The organism is Pantoea sp. MHSD4 (assembly GCF_021043305.1).
Classification (GTDB): domain Bacteria; phylum Pseudomonadota; class Gammaproteobacteria; order Enterobacterales; family Enterobacteriaceae; genus Pantoea; species Pantoea eucalypti.
In genome coordinates this window covers 387,898-400,343 of record NZ_JAJNDH010000004.1, presented here as the reverse complement: position 1 = coordinate 400,343, position 12,446 = coordinate 387,898, and the positions used below count along the sequence as shown (strand labels likewise).

Annotated in this window: 10 protein-coding genes and 1 pseudogene; 6 read left to right on the top strand and 5 right to left on the bottom strand. The window is 50.4% G+C overall.

Annotation, left to right across the window (positions count from 1 at the left end; genetic code table 11):
- The first annotated feature begins 110 nt into the window (after positions 1-110).
- The 3 genes from LQK91_RS14940 (at position 111) to arsC (ending at position 2,284) form a co-directional block, all read left to right on the top strand.
- Complete coding sequence (locus tag LQK91_RS14940) at positions 111-464, top strand: metalloregulator ArsR/SmtB family transcription factor (RefSeq protein WP_008924815.1); 354 nt, start codon at positions 111-113, stop codon at positions 462-464.
- An 86-nt stretch (positions 465-550) separates the two neighbouring features.
- Positions 551-1,834 (top strand): arsenic transporter, encoded by a 1,284-nt coding sequence (locus LQK91_RS14935; protein WP_105099633.1) that lies wholly within the window; start codon positions 551-553, stop codon positions 1,832-1,834.
- Between the two features lie 48 nt (positions 1,835-1,882).
- Complete coding sequence (arsC, locus tag LQK91_RS14930) at positions 1,883-2,284, top strand: arsenate reductase (glutaredoxin) (protein WP_039661333.1); 402 nt, start codon at positions 1,883-1,885, stop codon at positions 2,282-2,284.
- A gap of 363 nt (positions 2,285-2,647) precedes the next feature.
- Here the strand turns inward: arsC and LQK91_RS14925 are convergent, their stop codons facing one another.
- Positions 2,648-4,309, bottom strand: coding sequence for a methyl-accepting chemotaxis protein (locus tag LQK91_RS14925; RefSeq protein WP_105099634.1), 1,662 nt, complete (start codon positions 4,307-4,309; stop codon positions 2,648-2,650).
- 297 nt (positions 4,310-4,606) lie between these two features.
- On the opposite strand from LQK91_RS14925, the gene LQK91_RS14920 reads away from it, so the two are divergent.
- Positions 4,607-5,059 (top strand): GNAT family N-acetyltransferase, encoded by a 453-nt coding sequence (locus LQK91_RS14920; RefSeq protein WP_105099635.1) that lies wholly within the window; start codon positions 4,607-4,609, stop codon positions 5,057-5,059.
- Positions 5,060-5,501: 442 nt separating this feature from the next.
- Here LQK91_RS14920 and LQK91_RS14915 read toward each other — a convergent pair whose 3' ends face one another.
- Positions 5,502-5,903, bottom strand: coding sequence for a winged helix-turn-helix transcriptional regulator (locus LQK91_RS14915; protein WP_008924809.1), 402 nt, complete (start codon positions 5,901-5,903; stop codon positions 5,502-5,504).
- Between the two features lie 85 nt (positions 5,904-5,988).
- Here LQK91_RS14915 and LQK91_RS14910 point away from each other — a divergent pair, with 85 nt between their 5' ends.
- Positions 5,989-6,924 carry an aromatic alcohol reductase gene (locus LQK91_RS14910; protein WP_039661336.1) on the top strand — a complete coding sequence of 312 codons (936 nt, stop codon included), beginning with the start codon at positions 5,989-5,991 and terminating at the stop codon, positions 6,922-6,924.
- Between the two features lie 404 nt (positions 6,925-7,328).
- Here the strand turns inward: LQK91_RS14910 and LQK91_RS14905 are convergent, their stop codons facing one another.
- Positions 7,329-8,246 carry a LysR family transcriptional regulator gene (locus LQK91_RS14905; protein ID WP_008924807.1) on the bottom strand — a complete coding sequence of 306 codons (918 nt, stop codon included), beginning with the start codon at positions 8,244-8,246 and terminating at the stop codon, positions 7,329-7,331.
- A 130-nt stretch (positions 8,247-8,376) separates the two neighbouring features.
- On the opposite strand from LQK91_RS14905, the gene LQK91_RS14900 reads away from it, so the two are divergent.
- Positions 8,377-9,774 (top strand): amidohydrolase family protein, encoded by a 1,398-nt coding sequence (locus LQK91_RS14900; RefSeq protein ID WP_105099636.1) that lies wholly within the window; start codon positions 8,377-8,379, stop codon positions 9,772-9,774.
- A 178-nt stretch (positions 9,775-9,952) separates the two neighbouring features.
- Here the strand turns inward: LQK91_RS14900 and LQK91_RS14895 are convergent.
- Positions 9,953-10,213: pseudogene (locus LQK91_RS14895) on the bottom strand (transposase); the annotation flags it as partial.
- A gap of 376 nt (positions 10,214-10,589) precedes the next feature.
- On the bottom strand, positions 10,590-11,834 hold the full coding sequence (locus tag LQK91_RS14890) for an aromatic amino acid transporter (protein ID WP_105099637.1): 1,245 nt from the start codon (positions 11,832-11,834) through the stop codon (positions 10,590-10,592).
- Positions 11,835-12,446 lie beyond the last annotated feature (612 nt).

Here is a 12,446-nt window from a genome sequence, read left to right as displayed (position 1 = left end):
GTAATATGTGAAACCAGCTGAACAATATATGTGGAATGATGCATGTGTGTTGACGGCACAGAGATAGAAAGTCACACTGTTTTTTTACCCCTGTTATCGGGAGCTCTATCATGCCCCAGCTTTCTCCTCTTCAGCTCTTCAAAGGGCTGTCGGACGAAACGCGTTTAAACCTTGTCCTGCTTTTGCGCGAAAAAGGCGAACTCTGTGTGTGCGAGCTGACGCTTATACTGAAAGAAAGCCAGCCCAAGATATCGCGGCATCTCGCTTTACTCAGAGATACAGGCCTGCTGATTGACAGGCGAGAGGGCAAATGGATTCATTACCGGTTGTCACCTCACATGCCCGCCTGGGCGGCAGCAGTGATTGAACAGGCTTATCTTTGTCAGCGGGATGACATTTTGGATCTCAGCAAGCAGGCTGAACGGGACAACGTGACCACTAACGGCAAATCTGTCTGCATTTAAAAATTTTATACATACACATATGTTTTTTCATATGTATTTTGAATTGCTGTGCCCGTTATGACAGGCGCAGTATTAAAGGAGAGTGTATGTTTCTGGCGGGTGCAGTTTTTATCCTGACACTGGTACTGGTTATCTGGCAGCCGAAAGGGCTCAGTATTGGCTGGAGCGCCGTTATTGGTGCTGCGCTGGCACTGCTCACCGGCGTGGTGCATATCGATGATATTCCGGTTGTCTGGCAGATTGTCTGGAATGCCACGGCCACGTTTATTGCGGTCATCATCATCAGCCTGCTGTTAGATGAGTCTGGCTTTTTTGAGTGGGCGGCTCTGCATGTTTCCCGCTGGGGAGGCGGCAGAGGCAGACTGCTGTTCACCTGCATTATTTTGCTGGGCGCGGCGGTGGCGGCGCTGTTTGCCAATGACGGTGCTGCACTTATCCTGACGCCCATCGTCATCGCTATGCTGCTTGCGCTGGGTTTCAGTCCGGCTGCCACGCTGGCATTTGTTATAGCGGCCGGCTTTATCGCGGACACGTCCAGCCTGCCGCTTATCGTCTCGAACCTGGTCAACATCGTGACGGCGGATTTCTTTAAGCTGGGCTTTAGTGAGTATGCGTCCGTCATGGTTCCGGTGAATATCGCCTCTGTTGCCGCCACGCTGGGAATGCTGCATCTGTTTTTCCGCAAAGAGATTCCGGTCACCTATGACCTGACCAGGCTGAAGCGTCCACGGGAAGCCATTCGTGACAGGCGAACCTTTAAAGCCGGCTGGCTGGTTCTGCTCCTGCTGCTGGCCGGCTTTTTTGGTCTGGAGCCGCTCGGCGTGCCGGTTAGTCTGGTTGCGGCGGTGGCGGCATTTATCCTCTGGCTGGTTGCCCGAAAAGGGGCGGTTATTGATACCGGTAAAGTGCTGAAAGGTGCGCCCTGGCAGATAGTCATCTTTTCGCTGGGCATGTACCTCGTCGTGTATGGCCTGCGCAATGCCGGACTCACGGATTACCTATCGGCTGCACTGAACCGGTTTGCGGAGCACGGCGTCTGGGGTGCGACGATGGGTACCGGTTTTCTCACAGCCTTTTTGTCATCAGTGATGAACAACATGCCAACGGTCTTAGTCGGAGCGCTCTCCATTGACGGCAGCACCGCTCAGGGTGTGGTGAAGGAGGCGATGATATATGCCAACATCATTGGCTGCGACCTCGGCCCGAAAATCACTCCGATTGGCAGCCTGGCAACCCTGCTGTGGCTGCACGTTCTGGCACAGAAAAACATCAGCGTCAGCTGGGGCTATTACTTTCGCGTGGGCATTATCATGACCCTGCCGGTGCTTTTTGTGACGCTGGCCGCGCTGGCCCTGCGTCTCTCTGTTTAACCTTAATCTGGCGCTGCGTGCACGCACCGTCTTAAAGGAACATCGCTAATGACTGACATAACTATTTATCACAACCCGGCCTGTGGGACGTCTCGTAACACCCTGGCGTTTATCCGCAACAGTGGTGTAGAGCCTTTAGTGATTCTGTATCTGGAGACGCCGCCGACCCGCGACGAGCTGCAAAAACTGATTGCAGATATGGGAATAAGCGTGCGCGAATTACTGCGCAAAAACACGGAACCGTATGAGCAACTGGGGCTGGCAGAGGACAAGTTCAGCGATGATGAACTGCTTGATGCCATGCTGGCTCATCCTGTCCTCATTAATCGTCCGGTGGTGGTGACGCCGCTCGGCACAAAGCTTTGTCGTCCGTCGGAGGGGGTTCTGGAGATTCTGCCGGACCCGCAGCAGGGACCGTTTACCAAAGAAGAGGGTGGGAGTAATCAGTGAAACATCAGCGCGTCTGATAACGTCAACGTGGGCAGATTCGGTTACGCTTCAGGCAGACCTGAGAATACCTTGTGGGCATGCATCAGAGCGGATACGGCAGGGCCGCAGAGAGCGATGTTATCCGCAGCGGATAAAAGCGCGAAGGTAACCTGACCGTAAAACGGCTGGTTACTCTCAATTTAATTGTGAAAGGTTCTCAGTTAATGATAAAAAACCCGCCATCTTCAGCGGGTTGAACAGTTAAGTCGTTCAAGTTTTATTCCAGGCGCCAGCTCCAGCAGTGAAGTGGCACATTTCAGCCTGGAAGAAAACGCAAATTCTGCAAGACGAATTAATATTAAAACAGATTAAAGCGCTGAATCATCAAAAGCTTTGCCAGTTCTGATCACCTGCTGCCGCGACGGCAGGACCTGTGCGCAAAACGGGTGCGGCCGGTACCGGGCGGTTTACATTGCTGTGTGATGGCGACGCAGGGACAGACGATGAAGCGAGCGTGAAAGTATTAACCAGTTGGTTAAGTGACGCCGCCTGCTCCATCAGCGAACGTGAGGCTGCAGAAGCCTCTTCAACCAGCGCGGCGTTTTGCTGTGTTACATCGTCCATCTGATCCACGGCTTGATGAACCTGTCCGATCCCCTGAGACTGCTCACTGGCCGCCACGGATATTTCATCGACCAGATGAGTAACCTGACGAACGGCATCGTTCATTCTGGCAATATTTTCGCCCACACCTTCTGCCTGTGCTGAGCCAGCCTGAACAAAGCCCATAGACGATTCGATAAGCGCCTTGATTTCACGCGCTGAAGACGATGAACGCTGCGCAAGATTGCGGACTTCACCGGCCACGACGGCAAAGCCACGGCCCTGCTCACCAGCACGGGCAGCTTCTACAGCGGCGTTGAGGGCCAGAATATTGGTCTGAAAAGCAATCCCCTCGATCAGTGAAATGATATCGGTGATTTTCGATGAGCTTCCCCGGATATCGCTCATTGTTGACAGCAGAGTGTGCACACGACCTTCACTGTCCTCTGAGATTTCATGCGCATTTTTTGCCAGCTGGCTGGCAAGACGCGTGTTTTCTGCGGTCTGACGGACGGTCTCACTCAACTCAGACATACTGGCAGCCGTTTGCTCCAGTGAGGCAGCCTGCTCCTCAGTACGGGATGAGAGATCTTCGTTACCGGCAGATATCTGCGCCGAGGCTGAGCTGACCGACTGAGCAGAAGCTTCTACTTTTGAAAGCGAGGCTGAGACATTGCCGATGAGCTGATTGAAGGCCTTCGCCGTCATGCCGATTTCATCCCGGCGTGACTCGTCCACCCTGAGGGTAAGGTCAAGCTTCTCGCTGGCTGTTTCCATGGTCTTCCGCATACCATTCAGCTGACTACGGATGGCGAAAATAGTTTTCAACGCAAAGAATGCAAGAATAGTGATAGCCAGCGCGGAGCCACCCATCAGGCTCCAGAGTGTCACCTGATAACTCCGGTCGTTCTCTTTTCTCAGGGCTTTACTGATGTCCACATTAAGCTGAAGCTGTTTCTTGTATCCTGCAATCAACTGGCGTGCCCATTCGCCAAGGCCGTCATTACTTTGAAGCGCGCCTAGCGCAACAGCGTCATTCTGTGCGCGTGAGCCAGCAAGAAACTCCGGAAGTGAGGCGTCAATTTTTTTTATGGTAGAGAATGCATCCTCAGTTAACTGCCGGTCTTCCTCATTGGAAATGTCGTTGCTGAGGTAAAACTGATTCATGGATTTGATATTGCTGATAGTTTCATCAATTTTTTTTTCAACTTCAGCCTGGCGCCGGGGTTCTGTTGCACTCTGGTGGCGGTACAGCCAGATAATTAGCGTATTACTGTCGTCAATCAGTTTGCCCAGATCCAGAAGCGATGGAACCGTGTTTTCCTGCACATACTGAAAGCGGGACTGAAATCCGCCAGCAACGAAGACGGCCACAATAACCATCGCGACCAGCGCGGTAGAGAGAAGTGAAAAGGTGAGCAATAATCGCTGTGTAATTGTCATCTTTATTCCTGCTTTTTTAAGTGGTTAATGATATGGGCTGTCTATTTGAAAATATTCAGCATATCTATCGGCATAAAGATGAACTTAATTAGAAAAAAACTGATGTTTCAGGTAACTGAATTGCAGTGTCTTGACTGGCATAGTCGTTTTCGGGAACAGAAATACAGGTAGGGAGTAACGTCTGCTTCTGGCACAAAGCGAACATTGATGGCATTAGCCATGAGAGGGTGCAATTGTCATACTGGACACAATTATGATTCTGTCCAGACCATGCAAATTGAAATCACAGGAAGAATTATGGACATCCAACTCACAAGCGTTACCCCGGACAGCCCAGGATTTGCTGAGTTAAGATCGCAGAGCATGGCTGAAGGATTTAACATGTTACGCCGACTGCAAGATAACTGGCTTAGCGGACAGAATCGCTTTGATAGACCAGGAGAAAAACTAATTGGGGCATCTATAGATGGATTAATGGTTGGCGTTTGTGGACTTAACATCGATCCATTTACCCCAGAAACTGGCATCGGACGTCTGCGACATCTCTATGTAGACTCAGGATGGAGAAAAAGGCAGATCGGCAGTGCCCTGCTCAGTGAGATAATTAAGGATTCTGACCGCTGGTTTGATTTTATCAACACAAACGCTCCTCCATTGGCATTCATTTTTTATGAACGAGCTGGCTTTGTTGCTTTAACTGGCATAGAAAAAGTCACCCACCATCTCTGCCTCAGAGACCCAGCGCGTTAATACAGTCATCTTGTGGATTGACCACATATTCTGTCCAGTGAACCTTTTTTACAGGAATGCCGGCCAGGGTATAGTCCTGGCGTAATCAAACCGTAAATCAGAGACATTACATTAAATCCATGCCGCCTGGACACACTGCGTTTCTGAGCAGGTTTGCAGAACGGCGACTGGAAAATCTTCAGGATATCAAAGGAACTGACTGGCAGCTTTGAGCGAAGAGCGGACCTGTAGGCTAAGAATGTAGGCTGCAATACCATTATGCTGATTTATTGTGCAGTGAGGTATCCTGCATCCTGCATCATGTTAATGAAGACAATATTCATAGCGATTAGCCAATCGGCATTTTTTCTGAAAGAGAGTATGTTGAACTGTCTGCTTTGATTAGAGTTTCAACATTCATAAAGTCCTCTGTTCTCTGCCTGCCAGTTTGTCACCTGAACATTCAATCACCGTCGTACTGTTCTCTTGCTACCCGAAAATAGCTGGAGGAGGTGATAATCCAGGACCATAAAGGTAACATCCGCATAAGCATTTCTTTTCCCATATGGGTAATCGCATAAACCACCCGGGGCAATTTTTCCTCGTAATCACAGCGGGATATAAGCCCGTCCCGCTCCAGATGGCGTAATGTTCGCGTCAGCATTCTTTGAGTGACATCCGTAAGGTAGCGGCGTAACTCACCATAGCGAAGAGGTCCGCTGGTACCAAGAATATGCAGCACGCCCAGCGACCAGCGATTACCTGCATGCGCCAGGATCTCACGTTTCAGTCCCTCATCATCGTTGCTTAATTCTTCACAAAACTCCTTTGAAAATTGCAACAGTGCTTCCCGTTCAGACTCCATATCACCTCCGGTATCATGTGTGTGCCTAATTGAACCAGGCTATGTCAGCTGTCAGGATGACGTTTTAATACAACAGGAAGCAAGAATGAATTTCGACATAAAACCTATAAACACTGTTCTTATACTGGGTGCTGGAGAGCTTGGTATTCAGGTACTGAGAGCGATGAGCAATAAAGCGCAGGCGCATACTCATGTAAAAATTAGCGTGTTACTCAGACGCGAAGCCGCTCATGCTGTTTCTGGTTCACGCAGGGCACGGCTGGATGAACTGATGAAGCTTGGGATCGCTGTGGTGGAGGGCGATCTGCAGGAAAACAGTATTGATGAACTGAGTGAGCTATTTGCTTCTTTCGACGCCGTCATCAACTGCAGTGGTTTTGTTGGCGGCCCGGGAACGCAGATAAAAATTACGCAGGCGATATTGAAAGCGGCTGTAGCTCGCTACTTTCCATGGCAGTTTGGCGTTGATTATGACGTTGTGGGTAAAGGCAGCGGGCAACAAGTCTGGGATGAACAGCTTGAAGTTCGCCACCTTCTACGCCAGCAGAATGTGACAGGATGGGTCATTGTATCTACAGGTATTTTTACCAGCTATCTGTTTGAGCATGATTTTGGTGTGATTGACGCAAAAAGTAAAACTGTCTGTGCTCTGGGAGACTGGCAGCACGCCGTAACGCTGACCACACCTGAAGATATCGGCCAACTGACAGCGGACATTTTCTTCCATCAGCCCACTTTCCAAAACGAGATTATCTATATTGCAGGTGATACGCTTACTTATAGTGAACTTGCTGATTTAATGCGTGACCACTGGGGTGCTGAAGTAAACAGAAAATTACTGGACAGGCAAAAGCTCCAGGATGATGTGCAACATAATCCGCAGGATGTCGGGGCAAATTACCGACTTGCTTTCGCACGGCCTGACGGACTAGCCTGGAATAAGAGCGATACTTACAATCAACGTCAGGGGATTGCAACTACAACGGCCCGTCAGTGGCTTGCAAAACAGCATGGAATGTAGCAGTCCGGTACTGACAAAAGCACAACATTACGCGGTGCGTGCCAAAGTCTGATACCGATGTCGTTAATATATTGCTCTATATTTCACCGAAAAAAATTTCCTGGCAGTTTTGCTGACAAGACGATTGGCCCAAGTATGCTAAAAAGGCCAGAACGTAAAGTGATGGCCCTAACTTAGTTAGGGAGGGCCTTTGTATTGGATCAAGGTTTTAATGTCCGCTTCTGGCACAAAGCGGACTGATGCATGGCCAACGTCCGCTTAAGGCGAGGAGCTGACGCTAACGTTATTTTTTAAAAATTTGGTTTGTATCTTTTTGCATTAGTCTGTAGTCGAAAAATATTGCGTCGGTTATTTACCCTATGTTTTTCTGAACATTGTAATAAACGCGCTGCCTGAGCCGTTTTCTATGGGGAAAACTGCTTTTCACCTGCGCCTTCGTTGAAAAGCCCGGCGACCCAGTCAGCAAAAGCACGCACGGCGGGAGAGAGAAAACGCTGATGCGGATAGAGCATCGTCACCGGCACGGAGGGTGGCTGCCAGTCCGCAAGAACCTCGACCAGTTTGCCTTGCTGCAGATTCTTTGAAATCACATTCTCAGCAAGCTGCGCCAGACCAAAACCCTCAAGACACAGTCTGATGTAAAGTCCCGTTTCGTTGACGGCTGTATCCCCCTCAACCGGAACAGAGAAGGCCTCAGCGCCTCGTATAAAACGTAGCTCATTAGTGCGTCTTCCCGAACCGGAAAAGTAATGAATCGCCCTATGCTGCGATAACGCCTCCGGCGTCTCAGGAATACCGTATTCCCTGAGATAGTCCGGCGAGGCGCAGGTCAACCAGCGAAAACGGCCAAGCGGACGTGCAACCAGTGTGGAGTCAGTTAATTCACCGGTTCGTATGACGCAATCCACACCTTCCTGCACAAGATCGACTTGCCGGTCGCTCACACCAATCATCAGGTAAATATCCGGATAAAGTCGGTAAAAGTCTTTCAGGTTGGGCAGGACGATGAAATGCGCGATCCCACCGGGCATATCAACTCTCAGGCGCCCACGGGGCCGCCTGTTCGAATCAGCCAGACTGGCTTCAGTATGTTCAATTAAGGCCAGAATCTCCCGGCATTGCGCCAGATACTGCAGGCCTTCAGGCGTAAGGCTGACCCGTCTTGTCGTGCGGTTCAGCAGACGCACCTGCAGGTATTTCTCCAGGTTTTTAATAGTACTGGTAACAGTGGAAGAAGGCAGTGACAGCGTTTCTGCCGCGCGTACAAAGCTCCCGGCCTCAGCAACCCGTATGAAAATCTGCATAGCCTGAATCCGATCCATCATCCTTCCCATGGGTAAAAATTGAGTCTGATTATTCGCAAATTATGAATTATGAAAACGGTTTAAGCACCTTTTTCAGGATAATGGCGTGGCGTATCGTTTCCACATTGATCAGGAAAGAGGGAAGTTAATGACCGGGTATATCAGAAATATTGTTAGCAATCAGAATGTCACTTCACAGGCTATGTTGATTCGTGGTGCCACGATACTGAGCATGGACGAGAGCGTCGGTAACATTGAGCGCGGTGATATTCTCATCAACGGTTCAACGATTAACGCTGTGGGTCAGAACCTTGACGCTCCGGGCGCTCACGTCATTGATGCCAAAAATATGATTGTCATGCCGGGTATGGTTGATTCCCATCGTCACGCCTGGGAAGGTCAGCTGCGCCGCATTAACCCTAACGCCACCTGTCTGGACGACTACAGCAACGCCACGCACTTCTCGTTCGCTAAATATTACCGCCCTGCAGATATCTATGTCGGTAACCTGCTGACGGCGCTGGGTGCGATTGACGCGGGCATTACCACGATGATTGATAATTCGCATAACAGCCGCACCGCAGAACACGCCGATGCCGCAGTCGAGGCCCTGTTTGATAGCGGTATTCGCGCTATCCATGCTTCCGGCGCACCGGTTGCGGGTGAATGGGATAATGCGCACTGGCCTTGCAACTGGCAGCGTCTGCAGGAAAAATATTTCAGGGATAATCCAGAGAGTCTTGTGACGCTGGGCGTCATGGCTCAGCTGGATCCGGAATTGTGGGCTGAGGCCCGCAGACTGGGGCTGCCGATTGTCACCGAGTTCTTTGGTGCTGAAATGGCCTCCGAGCTCGAATCACTGCATCAGCAGGGTCTTCTTGGCCCGGACAATATCTTTAACCACTGCACAGCCCTGCCTGATGAGGGATGGGAAATCCTGCGCGACGCCGGTGTCCGGGTCAACGTCTGCCCGCGCTCAGATTCGCACTATGGGATCGAAAGCGGGATGTTCGCCATTGAAGCCGCGCAGCGTCATGGCATCAATCCTGGACTTAGCGTGGACAATGAAACGTCTTACAGCACCGATATGTTTACAGAAATGCGCGTGGCGTTCTATCTGCAGCGTGTGATGGGTATGCATAAGCAGCACTGCTGTAATTCAGAGCATTCGCTGACAACGCTTCCGGCTGCTAAGTTGCTGAAATCGGCAACCGTTGATGGCGCGTTTTGTGCCGGACTGCAGGACAAAATCGGGAGCCTGACGCCAGGCAAACAGGCTGACCTGATCCTGATTAACGCGACTGACCTCAACCTCTATCCAAACGGGAATGCGTTTGGCACGGTGGTGCATGCTGCTGAACGCAGCAACATCGATACCGTGATGATCGGCGGTCGCATCGTCAAGCAGAACGGCAAAGTGCTGGGTGTGGACAGCGAGCGCCTTCGCGCAGCGATTGACGAATCACGTGAGCACCTTTTTGCGGCATCAGGGTATGAACCAGACATCTTTGCGGAAAAATTCCTGCCACCTATTCAGTCTGACTGATAGAGACGATCAGCATGATTAATCGCCGGCTTGCAGCATTGTGTCCTGTGGAGTTTCGGATCAACCAGAACTATCACCAGGCCAGCGAAGTGCTGGGCGTTGAACCGAATATTGGGGACAAACTTGTCAGCCCGCAGGTACGACAGTGCTAAAGACCTGAAACCTCACACTTGACTTACAAGACTTCATATTTTTGATTAATTGTCAGAACTTACGGATCAGAGTCATCTGAAGTGCCTCCCTGGCAAGTATGGCTTCAGCGAGCAGCTTCCTGAGGCGTGTATTCTCCTCTTCAAGCGACTTGAGCTGCTTCACTTCAGGAACCTCCAAGCCGCCAAACTTCTTGCGCCAGGTGAAAAAATGACGTCGGAAATAGCTTTTTACGGCAGAATTCACCGGAAGAAAAAACAGCCTCATCTGAGCGGAGGATACTGATGATCTGTTCGTCGGAAAAAGCTTCCTGGTAGGGGTGTACGCAGGTGGCTTATGAGGACATCACTTACATCGCCTGTGTTAATCAGCGGAGGGCAGGTCAGCCTGTTTATGCAGGAGGTTATATTACAAAAGCTTTTCTGGTTTAAGGATAAGGGATGTAAATCAGAACTGCTAATTTGACCTTTATCAGCTAATACAAAGCTGGTGGCGGGGTAGATAGTTAAGCACGGGATTTTGCCTGCGATGTTCATGGCCGTACGGTGTGTTGTTAACCAATCGGCCAGAAAGTATGCAATTGACGCACTTCCTGACCGGCTTAATCATTAAATTACAGGCTGTTTTGCAGGAAATTATTATGTCATCAAACCTTTCTGATGACGTTAAAATACCGGCAACAGATCAAACTCGCTCAGCGCCCATGAAAGGATGTTCAGGGCGGCGAATACCATAATCATGCACAACTGAAGCCCGTCCCACTGGCTGCGCTGATAGCCTGAGTAATGAAGGGATCGCATTTTCAGATGAAGTAATCCCGGAACAATCACTGCCCAAATTGTCGCGATTAGCCCGGCATAACCAATCGCGCTAACAAACCCATCCGGAAAAAGCAGAGATAAACTCAATGGCGGCAGGAACGTGATCGCTGTGGCTTTGAGGCGGCCCGTTCTGGTCCTGGGAAGAGTCAGGCGGTCACTGATGTAATCCACAAGGCCCGCTGTCACCCCAACGAACGAACAGATAACGGCAAAATGCGAAAATATCGAGAACAACAGCGACATTCCGGCCGTATAACCGCGCAGACTAAACGCGTGCATTAGCGCGGCAATGTCGCCGCCCTGGCTGGCAATTTCCGGAAAGGCTGAGCGCGGAAGGTTACCCATCGTGCAGATTATCCAGAAAAGATAGATAACCAGCGCCACGGCGGTGCCTGTGTACAGGCATATTTTCACACGTCGATGATCGCCATTGTAATAGCTAATCAGACCAGAAATGTTTCCATGATAACCGAATGAAGCAAGGCAGAATGGCACGATGCCTAACATATAGGGCCAGTAGGATGCTGCCGGGTTCTGACTGTCCAGCAGGTAGTCGACATTCACGGTGGTAAGTAATCCACCAAACAGGATAAGTAACAGAACAATTTTAGTGATGAGCAAAACAGACATTATCCTGCCAATGCTGCTGGTGCCTAACCAGACGATGGCAGCCACGGTCAGGCTTAACATAACTTTGGCTTCGGATGATGAAACCGTTTTGCCGGTCAGTCTGCTCAGTGAGTGATCATAAACAGGCCCGACCGCTGAAATATAGGCGTATGTCAGAATGCCCAGCACGAAAACCAGGCTCAGGCCATTTACTTCAGCCCAGTTACGGCCTAATACATCACGGACGATTTTGTCATAGCCGGTTTCCAGAGGGTAATGCTGGCTCACACGGTGAAACATCAGACCACTGATTAACATACAGACCCAGCTAAACGTCAGTATCAGTAACGCCCATCCAAACCATGCCCCGGCCATCACGACCGGCAGGACGAACATGCCTGCACCCACCACGGTGCCGCAAATGATGGTCGCTCCCCAAAATACTGAAGGAGAACGCCTTGAAATTGCAATATCTGACATAGGGGTTCCTGAAGTGAAAATTTAGCGCTGAAGGATAGCCTCTATAGCCAGGGCATGGCTAATTAACTGACGATCTTCTTTCGGCAACCAATCTGACGATAATCCTGCTGACAAATGTCCCCGGCCAGTAACCGGCATTTTATGCTGGGCACACCTGTGCTGCTGGCAATGTCGGTGTTACGAATAAGTTTATTGGAAATATCAGGTAGACCGGCATTACCGATTCGTGGCACTTCACACCACAGAGTCGGATAGACTCAGCCGGTAGCCCTGATCATGCAGGCAGACGAGGGATAACAGCGGGTTCACCCATCACTGCTGCGTCGGGTAGCGACAAGTTGCTGACTGTCGGGGCAACAAATCCAGGGGTATCTTTGGTGAGGCATATAGGAACAATACCCCGGCTGAATAACTTCCCTGCGAAAATGCGCACATACCGGCAGCTACCGATGCGATACTTCCGCCGCTGCTTATAACTACCCGCTCCCGGAGAAATCAGCGACAAAGAGCACCTAAGCAACAGGTTTCACGGCGGGACTGAGCGCTGATTTCAGGCATAGATTATGCAAAATCTGTGGGGTTCAGAGGCGGGCAGGGGGAGTTTAACAGGTT